Below are 22026 nucleotides of genomic sequence, written 5' to 3' on the forward strand. Positions count from 1 at the left end.
GCCTCGTTCTCCGGCATCGCGCTGATCGGCCTGCGCGGCGCCGGCAAGACCACGCTCGGCCGGATGCTGGCGAAGAAGATCGGCTGGAGCTTCGTCGAGCTCAACAAGGAGATCGAGGCGCAGAATGGTCTCTCGGTCGCCGAGATCATCGCGCTGTACGGCCAGGAAGGCTTTCGCCGCATGGAGCAGGCCGCGCTGACGCAGCTGCTCGCGCGCAAGGAATTGATGGTGCTGGCGACCGGCGGCGGCATCGTCTCCGAGGCGCTGACCTTCGACCTGATCCTGTCGTCGTTCTACACGATCTGGCTGAAGGCCGAGCCGGAAGAGCACATGGCCCGCGTCCGCCGCCAGGGCGATCTGCGGCCGATGGCCGACGACCGCTCGGCGATGGCGGAATTGCGCAACATCCTGGTCAGCCGCGAGCCGCTCTACGCCCGCGCATCCGCGGTGGTCGACACTGCCGGGCTATCCGTCGATGCCGCCGCGGCGCGGCTGATCGATTCCGTGCGGCCCGTGCTGCAGAACGAGGCGCGCTCGTTCGGGCTGCGCAGCGTGGCGCTCTAATCTGACAGCTTGATCGACCCGCTATCGCCGTCATTGCGAGCGAAGCGAAGCAATCCATCCTTCCGCGGGTGTGGATGCATGGATTGCTTCGTCGCTGTTGCTCCTCGCAATGACGAAAATCGTCAGCGAAGTTGGACTGCCTTAGAGCAGCCGGCTCTTCACATCCTCAGCACCGTCGCGCAGCAGCGGCAGGAAACGGTCGATCAATTCCTTGGCCGGAACGCGATCGACATGCGCGCCCATGTTGATGGCGGCGACGATGGTGCCGTCATAGCGGCGCACCGGCACCGAGATGGAACGGAAATGGGGCTCTGCCTCGCGGTCGACCAGTGAGTAGCCCTGCGCGCGATCGGCGATGATGATGGCGAGCAGTTTTTTCGGATCGGTCGTGGTCTGCGGCGTCACCGGATCGCGGCGCATCGCCTTCAGCCGCGCCGCAAGCTCGGCGTCATCGAGCCGGCCGAGCATGGCGCGGCCCACTGACGTGCAGAACGCCGGCAGCCGGTAGCCGATATCGAGACCGGCGGAGAACACCCGCGTCGGGCTCGAGCGCGCGACGAACACGACGTCATCGCCATCGAGCAGCGCGAGCGACGCGATCTCCTGCGCTGCGGTGGCGATCCGATCGAGCACCGGCTGCAGCACCGTCACCACCTGGTTGGATTGCAGGAACGAGCCCGCCAGCGTCAGCACATGCGGGGTCAATGTGAACAGCTTGCCGTCGGTCGAAACGAAGCCGCCATGCGCCAGCGTGAACAGGATGCGGCGCGCGGTGGCGCGCGGCAAATCGGCGGCACGCGCCAGATCGCTCAAGGTCGCAGGACCCGAGACGGTGCCGAACACCTGCAACAGGCGCAGGCCGCGATCGAGCGCCTCGACGAAATCGGTGGCGCGCTCGTCCTGATCGGTCCGCTTCAGCTTGGGCATGGGCTGGGCTTCGAACGGTTCAAAAATTGCGCTTGCTGTCCAAAACAGACATGGCATAATTCGCACATTCGTTCAATAGGCGAACAAATCCGAATTCAGGAGACGCCGGCATGATGAGCCAGGAAGCGAACGATCTGATCACCCGCACGGGGGCTAAGGACCCCTGCGGAAAGCTGATGCGGATGTACTGGCAGCCGGCGGCTCTGGTCGATGAGTTGGAAGGGCCGCGCCCGGTTCGGCCGGTGCGGCTGCTCGGCGAAAATTTGGTGCTCTTTCGTGGCGAGGACGGAAGCTATGGCCTGATCGATCGCCACTGCGCACATCGCGGCGCCGACCTCGCCTTCGGCCGGCTCGAGAATGGCGGACTGCGCTGCGCCTTCCACGGCTGGCTGTTCGACACCAGTGGCCAGTGCATCGAGACGCCGGCCGAGCCTGCCGGATCGCAGCTCTGCAAAGGCATCAAGCAGCGCTCCTATCCGGTGGTCGAGAAGAGCGGCATCCTGTGGGCGTATCTCGGCGAAGGCACCCCGCCGGCATTTCCGGAGCTCGACTGCTTCGTCGCACCCGACAGCCATACGTTTGCATTCAAGGGCCACATGAACTGCAACTGGCTGCAAGCGCTCGAGGTCGGCATCGATCCGGCGCACGCGTCCTTCCTGCATCGCTTCTTCGAGGACGAGGACACTTCGGCGGCCTACGGCAAGCAATTCCGCGGCGCCTCCGCCGGCAGCGACATGCCGATGACCAAGATCCTGCGCGAATATGACCGACCGATCATCAATGTCGAGCACACCGAATACGGCCTGCGCCTGATCGCGCTGCGCGAGCTCGACGAGGAACGCACCCATGTGCGCGTCACCAACCAGCTGTTCCCGCACGGCTTCGTCATCCCGATGTCGACCGAGATGACGATCACGCAGTGGCACGTGCCGGTCGATGACGAGAACTGCTACTGGTATGCGATCTTCACCAGCTACGCGGCGCCGGTCGACAAGCAGAAGATGCGCGACCAGCGGCTCGAGCTCTATACGCTGCCCGACTACAAGTCGCGCAAGAACAGCAGCAACGATTACGGCTTCGATCCGCACGAGCAGGCCACCGCGACCTATACCGGCATGGGCAGCGACATCAATGTCCACGACCAGTGGGCGGTGGAATCGATGGGAGCGATCCAGGACCGCACCAACGAGCATCTCGGCCAGAGCGACAAGGCGATCGTGCAGTATCGCCGCCTGCTGCGACAGGAGATCGAGAAAGTGTCCGGCGGCGAGAAGCCGATGCTGTTCCTCGACGACGCCTCCGCGCGCAGCATCCAGGGCCCCGCGACGATGGACGGCATCGGGCCGACGCTGGGATGGGAGCTCTACTGGATGGAGGTCGACGTCAGGCGCCGCCGCGGCGCGCCGTGGGCAGCTCCGGTGCCGCGCGAGATCGCCGGCAAAGTGCATCATCTGACGGCGGCGGAATAGCCATGTGTCCGATACTTGCCGTCATTGCGAGGAGCGAAGCGACGAAGCAATCCATGTTCCTGCGTATGCCGAAAGATGGATTGCTTCGCTTCGCTCGCAATGACGATTGCCGAGACAAAGGAGTGGCGCGGTGAGCTTCGTCGAGCGTCATGGCCTGTGGTCGGATGAGCAGAAGGAGGCGGCAAGCCGCCTCCGCCGCATCGTCGAGGAGAAGAACCTCGAGGTTATCCGTCTCTCATTTCCCGACCAGCACGGCATCCTGCGCGGCAAGACGCTGATCGCCAGCGAAGCGGTGCGCTCGCTGGAGGGCGGCTGCTCGATCACCACGACGATGCTCGCGAAGGACACCTCGCACAAGACGGTGTTTCCGGTGTTCACATCAGGCGGCGGCTTCGGCATGAAGGAGATGGAGGGCGCGGCGGACGTGCTGATGGTCGCCGACCCGACCACGTTCCGCGTGCTGCCCTGGGCGGAGAACACCGGCTGGCTGCTCTGCGACCTCTATTTCAGCGACGGACGGCCGGTGCCGTTCGCGACCCGCAACCTCTATCGCAAGGTGCTCGATCAGCTCGCAGGCCGCGGCTACGATTTCGTCGCCGGCCTCGAGGTCGAATTCCATCTGTTCAAGCTCGACGACGCTCACATGGCGCCGGAGGACGCCGGCCAGCCCGGACGGCCGCCATCGGTCAGCCTGCTGTCGCACGGCTATCAGTATCTCACCGAGCAGCGCTACGATCAGATGGAGCCGGCGCTCGAGATCATCCGCCGCGACATCATCGCGCTCGACCTGCCCTTGCGCACGGTCGAGGTCGAGTTCGGCCCGAGCCAGTGCGAATTCACCTTCGCGCCCACTGTGGGTCTTGCGCCCGCCGACATCATGGTGCTGTTTCGTTCGGCGGTGAAGCAGATCGCGCGCCGCCACGGCTATCACGCGACCTTCATGTGCCGGCCGAAACTGCCGAACGTGTTCGCGAGCGGCTGGCACCTGCACCAGTCGCTGGTGTCGCGCGCGGGCGGCGAGAACGTCTTCATGGCGAAGGAAGCCGGCGAGCCCTTGAGCGCGCTCGGCCGTGCCTGGCTGGCCGGCCTGATCGAACATGCGCGGGCCTCGACCGTGTTCACGACGCCGACCATCAACGGCTACAAGCGCTACCGCTCCTATTCGCTGGCGCCGGATCGCGCGATCTGGGGCCGTGACAACCGCGGCGTCATGATCCGCGTGCTCGGCGGCCCGAATGATCCGGCAACGCGGCTGGAGAACCGGATCGGCGAGCCGGCCGCCAATCCCTATCTCTACATGGCTTCGCAAATTCTCTCCGGCCTCGACGGCGTCGACCGCAAGCTCGATCCCGGCCCGTCCGCCGACACGCCCTACGAGACCAAGGCCGCGCTCTTGCCGAAATCGCTACGCGAGGCGGTGTTCGCGCTTCAAGACGATCCGTTCTTCCGCCAGGCGCTGGGGCCCGAGTTCGTCGACTATTACGTCTTCATCAAGAACGCGGAGATCGAGCGTTTCCAGGCCGAGGTCTCGGACTGGGAGCAGCGCGAATATTTCGAGATGTTTTGATCCCGCAATCCGTCATCCTGAGGAGCGCGACTTCGCGCGTCTCGAAGGATGCACGGCCACCAGCCGGGCCGTCGATCCTTCGAGGCTCGCTCCGCTCGCACCTCAGGATGACGGGGAAGGATTTGTTCGCCGGCGATTCCCGCCTCAAATCCCCAGATACTTGTGCTGCAGATCCGGCTCGGCGATCAGCTGCTCGCTGGTGCCGCTCCACACCGTCTTGCCGCGCTCGATGATGTAGTGGCGGTCGGCGATGCGGGTGAGGTTTCCGACGTTCTTGTCGATGACGAGCACCGACTGCCCGCGTCCCTTCAGCATCGACAGGCAGCTCCAGATCTCATCGCGGATCAAGGGCGCGAGGCCTTCGGTCGCCTCGTCGAGGATCAGGAGCCTCGGGTTGGTCATCAGCGCGCGGCCGATCGCGAGCATCTGCTGCTCGCCGCCGGACAGCGTGACGCCCATATTGCTGGTGCGTTCGGCGAGCCGCGGGAACAGCGCATGGATCTTGTCGATCGTCCAGGGATCGGAGGCGTTGAGGCGATTGCCTGATGCGGCGACGAGATTTTCGCGCACCGTCAGGTTCGGAAAGATCTGGCGGCCCTCGGGCACCAAGCCGATCCCGAGCTTTGCGATCCTGTACGACGGCAGGCCGCGCACCGCCTCGCCGGCGAAGCGGATGGCGCCTGATCGCGCGGGCGTCAGGCCCATGATCGAGCGGATGGTGGTGGTCTTGCCCATGCCGTTGCGGCCCATCAGCGCAACCATCTCGCCGGCCTTGATCTGCAACGACAGGCCGTACAGCACCTGGCTCAACCCGTAGCAGGTCTCGATCGCGTCGACTTCGAGCAGGGTTTCAGCGGTTTTGGTGTCAACCATGGCGCGTCACCGCATGCTGATCGCCGAGATAGGCGCGCTTGACCTCTTCGTCCTTGCGGATCGCGTCCGGCACGCCGCAGGCGATGACGCGGCCATAGACCAAGACCGTGATGCGGTCGGCGAGCGCGAACACCGCCTCCATGTCGTGTTCGACCAGCACGATGGTGACTTCCTTGCGCAGCTCCTTCAGCAACGCGACCATCCGCGCGGATTCGGTGACGCCGAGCCCCGCCATCGGCTCGTCGAGCAGCAAGAGCTTCGGCTTGGTGGCAAGTGCCACGGCAAGCTCGAGCTCGCGCTGCTCGCCATGGCTCAACTGCGAGACCACGATATCGGCGCGCTTGCCGAGGCCGACGCGCTCCAGCGCCGCGCGCGCGGCGTCGCGCAGGTGCCGCTCCTTGCGCGCATTGCCCCAGAAGCGGAACGAGTGGCCGTCATGCGCTTGCGCCGCGAGCGCGACATTGTCGATCGCGGAAAAATCCTTCAGCAGCGAGGTGATCTGGAACGAGCGCGCGAGCCCAAGCCGGCTGCGCTTGTAGGATGGCAGGTGCGTAACATCGCGGCCTGCGAAGTAGATGGTGCCGGAATTCGGCATCACCTGCCCGGTGAGCTGGCTGATCAGCGTAGTCTTGCCGGCGCCGTTGGGGCCGATGATGGCGTGCAGCTCGCCCGGAATGACCTCCATCGAGAGGTTGTCGGTCGCGGTGATGCCGCCATAGCGGCGCACCAGCTTGTCGACGCGGAGCAAGGGATCAGGCAGGGAATCAGCCACGGCTCATCCTCCCGAGCAGGCCCATGATGCCACCGCGCGCGAACAGCACGATCAACAGCAGCACCGGGCCGAGGATCAGTCCCGAATATTCGGTGAACTGCGATAGCAACTCCTCGAGCAAGAGATAGACGATCGCGCCGACGACGGGGCCGAACAGCGAGCCCATGCCGCCGAGGATCACCATCACCATGAGATCGCCGGAGCGGGTCCAGTACATCACGGCGGGACTGACGAAGTCGGTGTTGTTGGCAAGCAGCGCGCCGGCCAGGCCGCAGATCGTGCCCGCGATCACGAAACAGACCAGGCGATAGCGGTTGGCATGGAAGCCGATCGCCTGCATGCGCTGCTCGTTGGAGCGGACGCCCTGCACCACGAGGCCGAAGCGCGAATTGACGATGCGCCAGATCAGATAGAGGCCGCCGAACAGGCAGGCGAGGCAGAGGTAGTAGAACTGGTTGCGGTCCGACAAATTGATCAGGCCGGCGAAATCGCTGCGCTTGTAGACGGTGAGACCGTCGTCGCCGCCGTAGCGCGACAGGGCGGAGGCGACATAATAGGCCATCTGCGCAAAGGCCAGCGTGATCATGATGAAATAGACGCCGCGGGTGCGTAAGCTGAGCGCGCCGATCAACAGCGCAAACAGCGCCGAGACCGCGAGCGCCACCGGCCACTGGATGAAGCCGGAACCGATGCCCTCGGCGGCGAGAATGCCGACGGCATAGCCGCCGATGCCAAGATAGGCGGCATGGCCGAAGCTCATCATGCCGCCATAGCCCATGATCAGATTGAGGCTCGCAGCCGCCAGCGCGTAGATCGCGATGCGGGTGAATAGCGTGAGGATGAAGATATTGCCTGTCACCGCCGAATAGACCGGCAGCAGGACCAGCGCGGCGCACAGCAGCGCTGCAACCGCATTGGAGACGTTGAGCTTGGGCATCATCGTTTGGCCGCCGGGAACAGCCCCTCGGGCCGCAGCACAAGGATGATCGCCATCAAGAGATAGATCAGCATCGAGGACAGTGCCGGCGCAGCGGTCGAGGCCGCCGCCCCGCTCAACACCTTGCGCAGCAGGTCGGGCAGGAACGCGCGGCCCATCGTATCGATGATGCCGACGAAGACCGCAGCCATGAAGGCGCCGCGGATCGAGCCGATGCCACCGATCACGATGATGACGAAAGCCAGGATCAGGATGTTCTCGCCCATGCCGATCTGCACGGTGAGGATCGGCGCCTGCATCAGCCCGGCGAGACCGGCGAGCGCAGCCCCTAAGCCGAACACCAGCGTGAACAGCAGCTTGATGTTGATGCCGAGCGCCCCGATCATCTCGCGGTTGGAGGCGCCGGCGCGGATCAGCATGCCGACGCGGGTGCGCATCACGACAAGATAGAGCATCGCGGCAACCGCCAGCGCGACCACGATGATCATCAGCCGGTAGGCCGGATAGTACACGCCGGGAATGATCTGCACCGGCACGGTGAGCCAGGCCGGCAGCGGCAGCGCGAGGCCGGCCGGGCCCCAGATCAGCCGGACGGCGTCGTTGAAGAACAGGATCAGGCCGAACGTTGCCAGCACCTGGTCGAGATGGTCGCGGCCGTAGAGATGCCGGAGCGCGACATATTCCAGCACGATGCCGAGCAAGAGCGTGGCGCCCAGCGCCATCAGCGCGCCGAGCACAAAACTGCCGGTCCAGGCCACGAAGGTCGCCGCGAAATAGGCGCCCATCATGTAGAGCGAGCCGTGCGCCAGATTGACGAAATCCATGATGCCGAACACCAGCGTCAGTCCGGCTGCCAGCAGGAACAGCAGCAGACCGAATTGCAGGCCGTTCAGCAGTTGTTCGACGACGAGATACATGGATCCTTCAATGGGCTGAAACAAAACAGCGGCAGCGCGCGCGCAGTCGCGTTGCACGCTGCGCGTTCTCCCTCGCCCCGCTCTTGCGGGGAGAGGGTTGGGGTGAGGGGCTGCCTCCGCAGACCGGACTCGTGGAGAGTCCCCCTCACCCAATCGCTTCGCGCATAGCCGAAGCTGCGCTTCGACGTCCTTCGTCAAGAACGGCCTCCGGAGGCGGCCTATGCTCTCCCCACAAGAGCGGGGCGAGGTGAAGAAAGCAAGCCGCGCGCCAAAAGGCGCCCGCCCCTCACTTCATCGCGCACTTGTCGTGGAATTTGTCCTGGTCGTCCTTGACGATGGTCGCGACCGTCTTCAGCGAAAGCTGGCCGTCGGCGTCCTTGACCACGTCCTGCAGGTAGAAGTTCTGGATCGGGATGTGGTTGTTGCCATACTTGAACGGGCCGCGCAGCGACTTGAAGTTGGCCTTCTCCATCTCCGCCTTCATGGCGTCCTTCTTGGTGAGGTCGCCCTTCACCGCGACGACGGCGCTGTTGATCAGCTGGGCGGCGTCATAGGCCTGGGCGCCGTAATAGGTCGGGCGCAGGCCGGGATACTTCTTGCGATAATCCTCGACGAACTTCTTGTTCTCGGCGTTCGGCAGGTCGTTGACCCATTCCTGCGCGCCAGGAATGCCGATCGCGTTGTCCTTCTGCAGCGGCAGCGACAATTCGTCGACGGTGAAGGCGGTATAGAGCGGGATCTGCGCCTTGATGCCGGCCTGGGCGTACTGGTTCAGGAACTGGACGCCGGCGGCGCCGGGATAGAACACGAAGATCGATTCGGCCTTGGAGTTGCGCGCCTTGGTGAGCTCGGCGGAGAAGTCGAGTTGGCTCGGCCACACCGTGTATTCCTCGCCGACCACCTCGCCCTTGAACGTGCTCTTCACGCCCGCGAGCATGTCCTTGCCGGCGGCATAGTTTGGGCCGATCAGGAACACCGACTTGACGCCTTTCTGGTTCATGTAGAGGCCCATCGCGGCTGGCGTCTGGTCGTTCTGCCAAGAGGTCGAGAACACGTAAGGTGAGCAAAGTTCGCCGGCGAGCTGCGACGGACCGGCGTTGGCCGAGATCAGGAAGGTTTTCGAATCGACCGCGGTCTTCAGCGACGCCAGCAGCACGTTCGACCAGATGTAGCCGACGATGAAGTCGACCTTGTCGGACTGCACCAGCTTCTCGGTCTTCTGCTTGCCGACGTCAGGCTTCTGCTGGTCGTCTTCGTAGATCACCTCGACCGGCTTGCCGTCGATCTTGCGGCCAAGGTGGTCGAGTGCGAGCTCGAACGAATTGCGCATGTCGTTGCCGATTACGGCGGTCGGACCGCTGAAGGTCGAGACAAAGCCGATCTTGACGCTGTCAGCCGCCGTCGCGGGCTGCGCGAGCGCCAGAACCGTGGCGCCTGCCAGCCAAAATGCCTTTTTCATATTCACTCCCCTCCTCAACCAAAGATCCCGCCAGGCTTGATCACGAGGCCCGGGGGTCACGCTTTGCGCGCGCCGTTCTGTGACGTGTTTTGTGCGCGATATCGCAAGTGTGCAGCAAGCATGAACCGACGGCACCCAATTAGAACCTTCGGCGCATACCCCAGCACCGTGCATCATAATTCGTCCAAATCGACCATTGCAAGAAATATAATGCCGGTTGCGTAGGCAACGATTGTCGCAGGGCGCGATGTAGGCCGAGGAGAACAGCAGCAGGCTTTAACGATCCGGTAAAGCACCCGGAAACCACGGGCCAGCAATCGCTCGCGGGCTTCATGGTCCGGAAAGCATCGCCGCGCGACGCTGCCGCCAAAGGGGTGCGTCACATGCTGAATTACATCTTCGGCTTCAATGCCCGGATGGGCCGGTTGGCCTTCTTCTTCTGCACCTTGGTGACGGGGTTCGGCTTTATGGTGCTGGTCTACGGCGTCACGGGCAACGCACCGGCGAGCGGCCGGATGGACGTGCTGCTGGCGCAGGCATCGAGCAACCCCGTGCTAGTCATTTCCTTCTACGGCATGCTCCTCATCTGCTTCATGCTGCAGTCGATGCGGGTGCGCGACATGGGATGGGATCCGGTCTGCGTGATGGCGGCATGGATCGCCCTCCTCGTGCTCGACAGGGCCATTGCCGGACGATTTCCCGAATATGCGCTGACCTATCAGCACACCGAAACGGTCGTCGGCGCGGCCGTCAATGGCGCAATGAACATCGTCCTGCTGGTCTGGCGGAGTGGCGGCTATTACGAAGAAGCCCCGCCATCGCCGCGCGAGACCGGCGGCGACGGCCCCTTTGAGCGAAACAGCGCACCCGCCGCAGCCGGCAGTCGCGTCGCGCGCATCGCCAACGGCGAGTTCGGCGGCAAGACGCGTTAGCGGCCGCACACTCTACTGTCGTCCCTGCGAAAGCAGGGACCCATAACCACCGCCTTGCTTTGCGAAGCGAGCTGTGGCTCCAGCATCGCGCACCAACTGTCATTCGTGGTTATGGGTCCCGGCTCGGAGGCCGGGACGACGCGGAGTTTGTGGCGCGGTCACTGCGCCACGCGTTGAAGGCCGATCACCCTTGATCCACCGCCCATTCGGCGCCGTCGATCGCATAGGGCGCGTGGCGGAAATCCCGGATCGTAGCGACCTTGTCGGCCGACCAGTCGAGCAGCATGAACGATCTCGGCGGCCCACTCTGTGCGTTCGGATCGAACACCAGGATCGCGGGACGTCCCTCGACCTGTCCAGTCACCAGGTGCCAATCGTCGATCTTCGAATAATTGCCGAAGTAGCGTGACACCTCGGCCTTGCCGTTCAGCCGTGTCTTGTTGACGAGCTCGAGCCTGATGTCGTCGGCGATCATGGCGCGGATGGCATCGAAGTCGCGGTCATTGAAGCGGCCGACATAGGCGTTCAGCCTGGTGCGATCGGCCGGCGACAGGCCGGGCCGCGGCGCATCGTCGGGCTCGCGGGAGAACGCGCGCAGTTGCGTGCGTCCGCGGTGCAGTGCGGCCTTCACCGCAGGCAGGCTGAAATCCATGATGCCGCAGACCTCCTGCAACGAGCAGCCGAGCACATCCATCAGGATCACGCTGGAACGCTGCGCAACCGGCAGCCGCATGAAGGTGCGCAGGCTGCTTGCTGCGATCTCGCGGCGGCTGACGTCGTCAAGGTCTCCGGCCAACATGTCCACCTCCTCCGGCGCGTGGAGCGCTTCCTGGCGGTTGCGCCGCCTGAGGAAATCGAGCGCGGTGTTGTGCGCGATCCGGAACAGCCAGGCTTCCGGGTGCTGGATCGGGGCTGCAGGCGCGAAGGCTTCCATCGCCTTGATCAGCGCGTCCTGCAGCACATCCTCGCCGTCGATGACCGATCCGACCATGCGGGCGCAATAGCGATGCAGCCTTGGCCGCATCGCCGCCAGCAGCGCCTCGACATCGGTCGCGGCCGGCGCTTGGGGTGGTGACGTCATGATGGCTCCGCCAGATCGCTTCAAGGCAAGTCGGTTCAAGGCCCGTCGGTTCACGGCGCATCCAGCATACGATAGTTTCCGACAATCACAGCACTGCGAACCAGCGGCGGCTCGGCGCAACGATCGCGGATGCCGTCCTGGAAGGCCAGGAAAGCCGCCAGCTTCGGGATCTGGCTCGAGCCGTCATCGGCCGTGGTCTCGACCATATGGATGAAAGTGTCGTCCTCCAGCCGCAGGGTCATATAGCGCACGCCATCCGGGTTTGCCGCCTCCAGCTCGGCGAACACCGCCGCAACCAGCGCGGCATTCTTGTCCGCCATTTCCGGCTTGGTCTTGTACCTGATCAGGGTCCGTCTCATCGCAGCCTCCTTGGCCTGGTTCTGCGGCCCGAACCGGCCGCGTCATATCCAAGGACGTTTGCCGGCGGTCAAAGGATGCGGTCCGGCAACAATAATTCGAAAATAATTCTTTGCCGCATCCTTTGCCGATCCCGGATCGTCTTGTCGACGAGCGCGCCGCAACCTTGCGGCACGCCAACGGAGAACGACCATGCAGACCCCTCGAGAGCGCAACGAGCAGCGCTGGGTGCTCGGCCTCACCGCGCTGGCATCCTTCATGATGGCGCTGGACGCCATGATCATGACCACGGCCTTCGCCACCATCCGCGCCGATTTCGGCAGCGCCGTGGAGACGCTGCAATGGACCGTCAACGCCTTCAATTTGACCTTCGCGGTACTGCTCTTGACCGGCGCGGCGCTCGGCGACCGTTTTGGTCGGCGCAGGATGTTTGCAGCCGGGATCGGCCTGTTCGTCGTGGCCTCCGCGGCCTGCGCTCTGGCCGGCGATGCCGCAGCATTGATCGCCGCCCGCGCCCTGCAGGGCGCAGGCGCGGCGCTGGTGATGCCGCTGGCGATGGCGATCCTGAGCGGCGCGTTCGGCCGCGAGGAGCGCGCCCGCGCGCTCGGCATTTTCAGCGGCATCACCGGATGCGCGCTGATCATCGGCCCCGCGATCGGCGGCTTCATCACCGAACATCTCGGCTGGCGCTGGATCTTCTGGATCAACCTGCCGATCGGCCTCGTCGCGATTGCCCTCGTGCTGGCGCGCCTGCGCGAGAGCTTCGGGCCAACCGCGCCGCTCGACATCACCGGACTGTCGCTGGTCGCGCTCGCGGCGCTGGCGCTGGTCTGGGGCCTGTTGCGCGGCAACAGCGCCGGATGGGCGAGCGCGGAAGTGACGGGCGCGCTGATCGCCGGCGCCGCGCTGGCAGCAATGTTCGTGCTGTGGGAGCTGCGCGCCACAAGCCCGATGGTGCCGATGCGGCTGTTCGCGGCCAGACCGTTCGCGGCCGGCATCGCCGCAAGCGTGCTGTTCTATGCCGCGATGTATGGCGTGCTGTTCCTGCTGCCGCAGTTCCTGCAGATCGCGCTCGGCTTCGACGCCTTCGGTGCCGGGCTGCGGCTGTTGCCGTGGACGGCGACGCTGTTCGTCACCGCACCGATCGCCGGCGCTGTGGTCAACCGGTTCGGCGAACGCACGCTCGTGGTCACCGGACTCCTGATGCAGGCGATCGGGCTCGGCTGGATCAGCGAGATCGTCACCCCGTCGATGCCTTACTCAGCGCTGGTCGCACCACTGATGCTCGCCGGCGTCGGCGTATCGATGGCGATGCCGGCCGCACAGAACGCGGTGCTGAGCGCGGTCGCGGTCAGCGAGATGGGCAAGGCGTCGGGCGTCTTCAACATGGGCCGTTTCCTCGGCGGGATGTTCGGCATCGCGGCGCTGGTCGCGAGCCTCGTAGCCAATGGCACGGTCGATTCGTCCGGACATTTCACCAATGGATTTGCTGCAGCGATGAGCCTTGCGGCAACGCTGTCGTTCGCGGGAGCAGTCGCGGGGCTGTTCCTGCCGATGCGGCGACGGGTCGTCGCCACGGCCGCGCGGCAGGATGCGTGAGGCTTGCCGCGATTGGGTTTTGCTATCGAGCGATCGGGCATTTCGTGTTGGAATGAGGCTGCGAATGACTACATAATGAAATGACGAAGCCGTTCGGAACCGAGGGCGACATCAGATGACGCAAGCGCCGGCCAAACCTCATCGTGTGGTGATCGTCGGCGCCGGCTTCGGCGGGCTCGAAGCCGCCTTCGGTCTCGCAGGCGCGCCGGTCGAGATCACGCTGATCGACCGCCGCAACCACCATCTGTTCCAGCCGTTGCTCTACCAGGTCGCGACCGCGTCGCTTGCGACCAGCGAGATCGCCTGGCCGATCCGCTATCTCCTGCGCGACCGGCCCGAGGTGACAACGCTGTTCGCCAATGTCTGCGGCGTCGACGCGGCAGCAAAGCAGGTGCAGCTCGATGACGGCGGCAGCATTCCCTACGACACGCTGATCCTCGCCACCGGCGCACGCCACGCCTATTTCGGCCATGACGAATGGGAGCCGTTCGCGCCCGGCCTGAAGACGCTGGAGGACGCCACCACGTTGCGGCGGCGTATCCTGGTCGCCTTCGAGCGCGCCGAGCGCGAAACCGATCCCGACAAGCGTGCGGCGCTGCTGACCTTCGTCATCATCGGCGCCGGGCCGACCGGCGTCGAGATGGCCGGCACCATCGCCGACCTCGCCAAGGACACACTGCCGCAAGACTTTCGTCACATCGACACGCGCAAGGCGCGCGTGGTGCTGATCGAGGCCGGCCCGCGCGTGCTGGCAGGATTTCCCGACGATCTCTCGGCCTATGCGCAAGCGTCGCTGGAAAAACTCGGCGTCGAGGTGATGCTGGGCGAGCCGGTCACCGAATGCTCGGCCGACGGCGTCGTGTTCGGCGGCAAGAGGCTGGAGGCGCGCACCATCGTGTGGGCCGCCGGCGTGCGCGCCTCGCGCGCCGCCGAGTGGCTGAACGCGCCGGCCGACCGCGCCCATCGGATGCAGGTCGAGCCGGATCTGACCGTGCCCGGTCATCCCGACATCTTCGCGGTCGGCGACACGGTCACGATCAAGGGTCCCGACGGCAATCCGGTGCCCGGCATCGCGCCGGCCGCGAAGCAGGAGGGGCGCTACGTCGCCGCACTGATCAAGGCCCGGCTCGACAGCAAGACGCTGCCGCCGTTCCGCTACAAGCATGCCGGCAGCCTCGCGCAGATCGGCAAGAAGAAGGCGGTGATCGACTTCGGCTGGCTCAAGCTGAGCGGCTCACTGGCATGGTGGATTTGGGGCCTCGCCCACATCTACTTCCTGATCGGCGTGCGCCATCGGATTGCGGTGGCGATGAACTGGCTCTGGATCCACACCCGCGACCAGCGTGCCGCACGACTGATCACGCAGGGCAGCAGCAAGGTGGCGCAGTAGGCCTCGCGGTCACGCGCACTCACTCTATCTCCGTCATCCTGAGGAGCGCGGCACGCGCGTCTCGAAGGATCGGCGGCCCGGCTGGTGGCCGTGCATCCTTCGAGGCTCGCTCTGCTCGCACCTCAGGATGACGCAACTCTTGCTGGCACACGCGGCCATTCACTCATTGTGCATCGACACTTCGCGTGAAATACTTGCCAGAGCAACAATATTGCATGGGGGAGGAAGCAATGCAGATCGATGCGCGCGTATGGGCGTTCGCGGCCTCGCTTGTCACGTTGATGTCGTGCGCTTCGGCCGCGTTCGCGACGGAGATGACCGGCGATCCCGCGACAACCTGCAGCGGCCTTGCCGGCCCCGCCGACGGCGCCGTCAGGATCGACACGGCGACGCTGCAGACGCCGACGCCGCCCTCGGTCGCCGAGAAGGCGCCGACGCCCGCAGCGCGTATCATCCCGGCCAATCCCGCCTTCTGCAAGGTGCTCGCCCATATCGATCCCGCCGATCCCACGGCGCCGCCGATCAAGTTCGAGGTCAACTTGCCGGTCGAGTGGAACGGCCGTTCTCTGCAATATGGCGGCGGCGGCTTCAACGGCGTGCTGATCACGGGCCTCGGCCTGCCGCCGGCCTATCCATTCGACAAGGCCTCGCCGCTGGCGCTCGGCTTCGTCACCGTCGGCACCGATTCCGGCCACGAGCAGAAGCCCGGCGAGCCGCCGCAGCTGTTCGCGCTCAACGACGAGGCGTTCGAGAATTTTTCGCACAAGGCCTACAAGAAGGTGCGCGACGCCGCGCGGGCGCTGACGGTCCGCGCCTACGGCAAGCCGCCGGCGAAGATGTACTTCATGGGATCGTCGGAAGGCGGTCGTGAAGCGCTGACCATGGCGCAGCGCTACCCCGACGATTTCGACGGCATTTTCGCGCGTGTGCCCGTGATCAACTGGGTCGGGTTGCAGCATGGCGGCACCCGCTCCGGCCTCGTGACGATGGGCGACGGCTGGATCCGACCGGCGCAGGTCAAGCTCGTGGCCGACGCCGTGCTGAAGGCCTGCGACACGCAGGACGGCTCCGACGACGCACTGGTGCAGGATCCCGTCGGCTGCAAGGCCGCGTTCAAGCCGGCCACGCTGGCATGCGCCGCCGGCCACAGCGGCGACGACTGCCTGACCGACAAGCAAATTGCCGCGATCGAAACCCTGCATGCGCCGTACAAATTCTCATTCCCGCTCGCCAACGGCCTCGACGACTATCCGGGCTGGGGCGTGTCGGGCGAGGATACGCCGGCGTTCGGCCCGACCGGCGGCTGGAAGGCCTGGTGGCTCGGCAGCAGGGCGCCGGCGCAGCCGCCGGCTCCGACCAACGGCATTGCCTGGATCTACGGCGCCGGCGGCATCCAATATGTCTTCGCCCGCGATCCGAAACTCGACGTCACGACCTACAAACCCGAGGACCACAAGGCGCGCGTGCTGGAAGTCTCCGCGCTGATGGATTCCACCGATCCGGACCTCAGTCGCTTCCACGCCCGCGGCGGCAAGCTCGTGATCCTCGAACACATGTCCGACTATGCGCAAAGCCCCTATGCCGGGATCCGCTACTTCGAGAACGTCGAGAAGACGCTCGGCAAGGACAAGGTCGCGGAGTTCGCCCGGCTCTACACCGCGCCCGGCGTCGACCATGTCGGCTCCGGCGCACCCGCCAATGTCGACATGCTGGCCGTGCTGGTCGACTGGGTCGAGAACGGCAAGGCGCCCGGCGATCTGGAAGTGCGCGAGCAGAAGACCGAGGCGCCGGCCTTCGACACCCTCCGCGCGCTGCCGTTGTGCCGCTGGCCGACATGGCCGCATTACAAGGCAGGACCGCTCACCGCGGCGTCGAGTTTTGCGTGCGCGCCGTGAGGTACGCTTCCTCACAACTTCGGATCGGCTCTCCTTGTGCCGCGCGAGCGCAGCAGCGCATGCGGCGATCGTGGAGCCCCGCGGCTCCGCCAGCGGGACTACCCCCTCTTAGCCAGCGGCATTGCCGTATCGCGGCGCGCGGGCAGCTCTCATCGATGGTCGATGTGCTACACCATCGCGGTCCCGGCTGGCCGAGACAGATCCTCAACAACGATTTTAAGGAGGGAATGCAATGCGAATGTCTTCCGCCTTATATCTGTTCATTGCGTTGCTCGCGATGCCTGCGACCGCGACCGCTGGCGACGAAAGTCTGAAGCAACAATTCGAGAAGGTCGCGGCGGCCTACGCCGACAGCTTCAACAAGCAGAATGGCGCCGGGATCGCTGCGCTCTATGCGCCTGGCGGGATGGTCGTCAATGCGACCGGGTCGCACACCGATGTCGCCCAGACCTACGAAGGTATCTTCAAGGCCGGGTTCAACCACAATGAAATAACGGTGGACGAGGCCCTGCCGTTGGGAGCCGATACGGCTATCGCGACTGGCGAATATCACATCACCGGCAAGAACCAGAATGGCGAGCCGCTTGATGTGGTTGGCCGCTGGACCGGGGCGTATGTCAACCAGGGCGGAAATTGGAAGATCCGGATGGTGTCGGCCTTCCCGAAGGCGCCTCCGGCGAAATAAGTGTCTTCAATGATCCACGCAGCAAAGGGTGCTGCCGATCTCGGTTCGCCTCTCGCCTTGTGCGCGAGGCGGGCCGCATGAAGCGAGGCGGAACGCGAACCGGTCGACAGTTTGCCATCGCTCCGTGCCGCCGCGCAGCCGCACTGGTGGATACAGCGTCAGCCCATCACCTGATGCGGCGAGCGGCCGAACGCGGCCTTGAAGGCGCGGCTGAAATGCGAGACGTCGCTGAAGCCGAAGCTCAGCGCCGCATCGGTGACGTTGGTGAAGCGCCGCTCGGCCAGCGCCTGATAGGCTCCGGCGAGGCGCTGCTGCCAGAGCCAGCGGATTGGCGTCGTGCCTTCGCGCGCGAACAGGCGATTGAGCGTCCGCGGCGACATGTTCTGCGCCGTGGCGATTGTATCAAGATCGAGCTCGGGGTCGTCGAGATGGGCCAGGATGTAGGCCTTAACCCGCGCCAGCCGTTCATCGCCGCGCAGCGGCAGATCGTCCGTCAGCTCGGTCTGGAGCGTGGTCGCGAAAATATCGAGCACTGAAGCGCCAAGCCTTATCGCAGCAGGCCCGGCCACGTCATCGAGGCGCGTCAGCCGGCGGATCAACGATCCTGCCAGCGCGCCCACTTTCGACGCGTTGCCGACCCGCCGTGCCGTCAGCCGCTGCGCATCAGGAAGACGCGCGAGCAGCAGCGGCCGCGGGATCGACACCATGATCGAACGCGCGCTCGGGGCGAATTCGAGCGTGAACGGCTGCGCCTGGTCGTGGAGCATGAGATCGCCCCGGCGCATGCGCACCTCGCGTCCGCCCTGGGCGAAGCTGACCTCGCCGCGCAACGTCAGCCACAGCATGAAATAGTCGCGCGGGTCCCGGCGGACGTCGCTCGCGCTGCGCATCACCCGGATGCGGTCGGCAGCGGGCGTCGAGGACCAGATGTCGTTGATCGCAAGCGGGCCGAAATGGCGGATCGCGATCGCGGCCTGAAAAGACTCATCGGCGACGCGGCGGCATTCGGTCAGCGAGAATTCGCGGCAGGTGACGCCAGCGGTCGAAACCGTCACCCGGCGCAACAAGCGTTTGCGCGACGACTATGTGATCTGGGGTCTGCATCGGACCTTGCTCCTGCCCAACCCGGCAGGGGGATATTCTGCGTCCACCCCTGCATTCTGGCAAGCACAGTCCAATGACTGGCCAGCGCAGCCAAGAACGGCTGCCGCAGCGGTTGTAGAAAATGTCTCCCTTCAGGAGAGGAGACACCACATGGGCTACCAATGCGACGTCATCGATCCCGCCAGCACCGTCATGATCGTGGTCGACATGCAGAACGATTTCGTGGCCGAGGGCGCCAAGCTGCGGTCGGCGCAGGCCGCCGCCATGGTGCCGCGGCTGGCGCAGACCCTGAAAGCCTGCCGCGACAAGGGCATCCGCGTCATCTACACCGCGCATGTGCATCGCCGCGACGGCAGCGACATGGGGCTCTATGACGATCTCTATGCGCCGATCGCCGACCGCTCGTCGCTGGTTGACGGCACCGAAGGCGTCCAGATCTTCAACGACCTTGCGCCCGCACCGGGCGAGCACGTCATCAAGAAGCACCGCTACAGCGCGTTCTTCGCCACCGATCTCGACCTCATCCTGCGCGAATGGGGCATCACGACGGTCATCATTTCGGGGACGACGACCGAGAACTGCTGCCACGCCACCGCGCGCGACGCGATGTTCCACAGCTACAAGGTCGTATTCTTGTCGGATGCGACGGGCACGTTCGACTATCCGGATGTCGGCCAGGGCGCCCTGTCCGCCGAAGAAGTGCACCGCGCCACGCTGACGATCCTCGCATTCTCGACCGCGCATGTGATGACGGCGGCCGAGATGCTCGGGCGGGTGAAGGGGGCGGACGCGACGGCGAGCCCGAAGGCGGCGTAGTTTCTTCTCCCTCTCCCCGTTCTTACGGAGAGAGGGTTGGGGTGAGGGGCTACATCCACGAACGCAACTCGCGGAGAGTCCCCCTCACCCGCCGCGCTGTACGCGTCGGCCTCTCCCCGCAAGCGGGGCGAGGCGAACTGAGACCGCGGCGGCAGCAACCTCACTTCACCAGTGAGCACCCGCCATCGGTGATCGGCCGGAATGCCTGCTCGGCCGGGATGGTCGCGATCAGCTTGTAATAGTCGTAGGGGTATTTCGACTCCTCCGGCTTCTTCACCTCGAACAGGTACATCGGGTGGATGACGCGGCCGTCCTGGCGGATCGTGGTCTCGCCGAACAGTTTGTCCTTGCCCTTGAAGGTCTTCATCTGCGGCACCACGACCTTGGCGTCGTCGCTGCCGGTCGCGGCGACGGCGTTGAGATAGGCGAGCGTCGAGGCATAGACGCCGGCCTGGTTGCCGCTCGGCATCTTGCCGTTCATGCCGGACCGCGCGGCGAAGCGTTTCGCGAATGCGCGGGTGTCGTCGTTCATGTCCCAGTAGAAGGCCTCGAGCAGCTGCAGGCCCTGCGCGACCTTCAGGCCCATGCCGTGGACGTCGTTCACGAACAGCAGGAACGCCACCATGGTCTGGCCGCCCTCCTGGATGCCGAACTCGGCCGCCTGCTTTACCGCGTTGATGGTGTCGCCGCCGGCATTCGCGAGGCCGATCACCTTTGCTTTCGAGTTCTGTGCCTGCAACAGGAAGGACGCGAAGTCCGAGGTGCCGAGCGGATGCTTGCTCGATCCCAGCACCTTGCCGCCGTGCTTCTCGATGTAGTTCGTCGCCTCGGCTTCAATGCCTTTGCCGAGCGCGTAGTCGACGGTCACAAAGTACCAGTCCTTGCCGCCACGCTGCATCATCGCGGCCGCCGTGGTGTTGCCGGTCGCCCAGGCGTCGTTGACCCATTGAATGGTGTTCGGCGAGCAGGCCTTGCCGGTGAGATCGGAGCTCGCGGTCGACGACGCCAGGAACGTCATCCGGCTATCGCGTAGCACGGTGTTGACGGCGAGCCCGACCGCCGAGTTCGGCACGTCGACGATGGCGTCGACGCCTTCGACATCGAGCCATTTGCGCGCGATCGCGGAGCCGACGTCAGCCTTGTTCTGGTGATCGGCATAGACGATCTCGACCTTGATGCCCTTGCCGCCGCCGTCGAAATCCTCCGCCGCCATCCGCGCGGCTTCCACCGAGCCCATTCCGTTGGTGTCCTGGAAGATGCCGGAGATATCGTTGAGCACGCCGACCCGCACGACATTGTCGGAAATCTCCGCGCGTGCGCTGCCCGCGGCGCAAGCCAGTGCCAGCACAAGTCCAATCCTAAATCGCCCAACTCCAAAGCCCCTCATCGTATCCCCTCCCGTGTTTGCTCAACCGACCCTTTGCCGGTGTCGAGCTTCTCGTCAGGCCGGTGTGATCTCGACCGGCAGCCTGCTCAGCCCGCGCAGCGTGTTGTTGAACAGGCGCTTCGGCTCGCCTGATATTTCGATCCTGGCAATGCGCCGCGCCAGCGCCGCCATCATCACTTCGCCTTCGAGGCGGGCGACGAGTTGGCCGACGCACATATGGATGCCCGAACCGTAGCCGACATGGCCCGACGTGCGACGCGTGATGTCGTAGCTATCGGGCGCTTCCCAGCGGCGCGGATCACGATTGGCCGCAGCCAGGAACATCAGCACTTTCTCACCTTCGGGGATGCTGGCCCCACCGAGCTCGACGTCGCGGGTCGTGGTGCGGAAGAAGGTCTGGACCGGGCTTTCGAACCGCACGGCTTCCTCGAACGCGTTGCGCGCCAGCGTCGGATCGCCGCGCAGCTTCTGGAACTGGTCGGGGAAGCGGGCGAGGCAGTAGACGGCGGCGCCGATGCCGTTGACGGTCGTGTCGAGACCAGCCGATAGCAGCGAGCGCACCAGGAGCGGCGCCTCGGTCGCGGTAATGGCACCGCTATCGACATGGGCGTGGATGCAGGCGCCGATGCCGCCCGGGGTGAGATTGTCGCGCTGACACTGTTCGGAAATATAGGCCTGGTGCGGCGCGGAGCGCTCGATCGCCTGCTTGCGCAGTTCGTTCGGCGGCCCGAAGGCGTTGAAAACCAGGCTTGCGTAAGGCAGCAGATGCTCGCGGCCCTCCGGCCGCAAGCCCAGCGCATCCGGGAAGATCGACAGCGGATAGGCCTCCGCCAGGTCCTCGATCGCGTCGAAGCGGCGCTTCTCCAGCAGCGCATCGACGCGGGCCTCCGCGGCGGCGGCAAATCGCCCACGCAGCTGCTTCATCACGGTCGCCGACAGCACCGTGCTCAGCACAGTGCGGGTGCGGGTATGCGCCGGCGGGTCGGCCTCCAGGATCAGGCTCGGCGGCCGCCACGGCTTCTCCCTGGAAAAGTCGCTCAAGCCGACACCGCGGCTGGAGCAGAACGTTGCAGGATCGTTCAGCACCGCATGGACCTCCGCGTAGCGCGCCACGCCATAGACATTCCACTTGTCGAGATAGACCACCGGCCCGGCCTCGCGCAGCCGCTCATGGGTCGGGAACGGGTCGGCGAAGAACTCGAGCGCGAACGGATCGACGTCGAGATGCGGGACGGACGCACCTTCTGTTGCAGTCATCGGGACCTCCCGAGGTTTGATCTTGTCAATACGGGCCG

General features: G+C 65.1%; 20 protein-coding genes. 9 read left to right on the top strand and 11 right to left on the bottom strand.

Annotation, left to right across the window (positions count from 1 at the left end):
* The coding region (locus H8B02_RS24210) for a helix-turn-helix transcriptional regulator (protein WP_229168590.1) at positions 1-564 on the top strand (564 nt) is incomplete at its 5' end.
* A 141-nt stretch (positions 565-705) separates the two neighbouring features.
* Here H8B02_RS24210 and H8B02_RS24215 read toward each other — a convergent pair.
* Positions 706-1491 (bottom strand): IclR family transcriptional regulator domain-containing protein, encoded by a 786-nt coding sequence (locus H8B02_RS24215; protein ID WP_229168591.1) that lies wholly within the window; start codon positions 1489-1491, stop codon positions 706-708.
* A gap of 110 nt (positions 1492-1601) precedes the next feature.
* Here H8B02_RS24215 and H8B02_RS24220 point away from each other — a divergent pair, with 110 nt between their 5' ends.
* Together H8B02_RS24220 and H8B02_RS24225 are read left to right on the top strand one after the other, a co-directional pair.
* On the top strand, positions 1602-2960 hold the full coding sequence (locus H8B02_RS24220; RefSeq protein ID WP_229168592.1) for an aromatic ring-hydroxylating dioxygenase subunit alpha: 1359 nt from the start codon (positions 1602-1604) through the stop codon (positions 2958-2960).
* Positions 2961-3090: 130 nt separating this feature from the next.
* Complete coding sequence (locus tag H8B02_RS24225; RefSeq protein ID WP_229168593.1) at positions 3091-4527, top strand: glutamine synthetase family protein; 1437 nt, start codon at positions 3091-3093, stop codon at positions 4525-4527.
* Positions 4528-4671: 144 nt separating this feature from the next.
* Here H8B02_RS24225 and H8B02_RS24230 read toward each other — a convergent pair whose 3' ends face one another.
* The 5 genes from H8B02_RS24230 to H8B02_RS24250 form a co-directional block, all read right to left on the bottom strand.
* Positions 4672-5400 carry an ABC transporter ATP-binding protein gene (locus H8B02_RS24230; RefSeq protein WP_229168594.1) on the bottom strand — a complete coding sequence of 243 codons (729 nt, stop codon included), beginning with the start codon at positions 5398-5400 and terminating at the stop codon, positions 4672-4674.
* On the bottom strand, positions 5393-6160 hold the full coding sequence (locus H8B02_RS24235) for an ABC transporter ATP-binding protein (RefSeq protein WP_229168610.1): 768 nt from the start codon (positions 6158-6160) through the stop codon (positions 5393-5395). The genes H8B02_RS24230 and H8B02_RS24235 overlap by 8 nt, the downstream gene beginning before the upstream one ends.
* Positions 6161-6164: 4 nt before the next feature.
* Positions 6165-7112 carry a branched-chain amino acid ABC transporter permease gene (locus tag H8B02_RS24240; RefSeq protein WP_229168595.1) on the bottom strand — a complete coding sequence of 316 codons (948 nt, stop codon included), beginning with the start codon at positions 7110-7112 and terminating at the stop codon, positions 6165-6167.
* On the bottom strand, positions 7109-8026 hold the full coding sequence (locus H8B02_RS24245; RefSeq protein WP_229168596.1) for a branched-chain amino acid ABC transporter permease: 918 nt from the start codon (positions 8024-8026) through the stop codon (positions 7109-7111). Before H8B02_RS24245 ends, H8B02_RS24240 begins: the two co-directional genes overlap by 4 nt.
* A gap of 286 nt (positions 8027-8312) precedes the next feature.
* A complete protein-coding gene (locus H8B02_RS24250) occupies positions 8313-9485 on the bottom strand; it encodes an ABC transporter substrate-binding protein (RefSeq protein WP_229168597.1) in 1173 nt (390 codons plus the stop codon).
* 383 nt (positions 9486-9868) lie between these two features.
* On the opposite strand from H8B02_RS24250, the gene H8B02_RS24255 reads away from it, so the two are divergent.
* On the top strand, positions 9869-10417 hold the full coding sequence (locus H8B02_RS24255; protein ID WP_229168598.1) for a DUF805 domain-containing protein: 549 nt from the start codon (positions 9869-9871) through the stop codon (positions 10415-10417).
* Positions 10418-10601: 184 nt separating this feature from the next.
* Here H8B02_RS24255 and H8B02_RS24260 read toward each other — a convergent pair whose 3' ends face one another.
* Positions 10602-11498 (bottom strand): RNA polymerase sigma factor, encoded by an 897-nt coding sequence (locus H8B02_RS24260; RefSeq protein WP_229168599.1) that lies wholly within the window; start codon positions 11496-11498, stop codon positions 10602-10604.
* Positions 11499-11548: 50 nt separating this feature from the next.
* On the bottom strand, positions 11549-11857 hold the full coding sequence (locus H8B02_RS24265) for a hypothetical protein (RefSeq protein WP_229168600.1): 309 nt from the start codon (positions 11855-11857) through the stop codon (positions 11549-11551).
* A 190-nt stretch (positions 11858-12047) separates the two neighbouring features.
* On the opposite strand from H8B02_RS24265, the gene H8B02_RS24270 reads away from it, so the two are divergent.
* From H8B02_RS24270 to H8B02_RS24285, 4 genes are all read left to right on the top strand, one after another.
* Positions 12048-13454: an MFS transporter gene (locus tag H8B02_RS24270; protein WP_229168601.1), complete on the top strand. Its 1407-nt coding sequence runs from the start codon at positions 12048-12050 to the stop codon at positions 13452-13454.
* 115 nt (positions 13455-13569) lie between these two features.
* On the top strand, positions 13570-14844 hold the full coding sequence (locus H8B02_RS24275) for an NAD(P)/FAD-dependent oxidoreductase (protein ID WP_229168602.1): 1275 nt from the start codon (positions 13570-13572) through the stop codon (positions 14842-14844).
* Between the two features lie 281 nt (positions 14845-15125).
* Positions 15126-16739 carry a tannase/feruloyl esterase family alpha/beta hydrolase gene (locus H8B02_RS24280; RefSeq protein ID WP_229168611.1) on the top strand — a complete coding sequence of 538 codons (1614 nt, stop codon included), beginning with the start codon at positions 15126-15128 and terminating at the stop codon, positions 16737-16739.
* Positions 16740-16971: 232 nt separating this feature from the next.
* Complete coding sequence (locus H8B02_RS24285; protein WP_229168603.1) at positions 16972-17424, top strand: YybH family protein; 453 nt, start codon at positions 16972-16974, stop codon at positions 17422-17424.
* A gap of 158 nt (positions 17425-17582) precedes the next feature.
* Here H8B02_RS24285 and H8B02_RS24290 read toward each other — a convergent pair whose 3' ends face one another.
* On the bottom strand, positions 17583-18479 hold the full coding sequence (locus H8B02_RS24290) for a helix-turn-helix domain-containing protein (protein WP_229168604.1): 897 nt from the start codon (positions 18477-18479) through the stop codon (positions 17583-17585).
* A 199-nt stretch (positions 18480-18678) separates the two neighbouring features.
* Between H8B02_RS24290 and H8B02_RS24295 the strand changes: the two genes are divergently transcribed.
* Positions 18679-19344 (top strand): cysteine hydrolase family protein, encoded by a 666-nt coding sequence (locus H8B02_RS24295; protein WP_229168605.1) that lies wholly within the window; start codon positions 18679-18681, stop codon positions 19342-19344.
* Positions 19345-19504: 160 nt separating this feature from the next.
* Here the strand turns inward: H8B02_RS24295 and H8B02_RS24300 are convergent, their stop codons facing one another.
* Together H8B02_RS24300 and H8B02_RS24305 are read right to left on the bottom strand one after the other, a co-directional pair.
* Complete coding sequence (locus H8B02_RS24300) at positions 19505-20683, bottom strand: ABC transporter substrate-binding protein (protein WP_229168612.1); 1179 nt, start codon at positions 20681-20683, stop codon at positions 19505-19507.
* A gap of 102 nt (positions 20684-20785) precedes the next feature.
* Positions 20786-21988: a cytochrome P450 gene (locus H8B02_RS24305; RefSeq protein ID WP_229168606.1), complete on the bottom strand. Its 1203-nt coding sequence runs from the start codon at positions 21986-21988 to the stop codon at positions 20786-20788.
* Positions 21989-22026: the final 38 nt, after the last annotated feature.

It is taken from the genome of Bradyrhizobium altum, assembly GCF_020889705.1.
GTDB lineage: Bacteria > Pseudomonadota > Alphaproteobacteria > Rhizobiales > Xanthobacteraceae > Bradyrhizobium > Bradyrhizobium altum.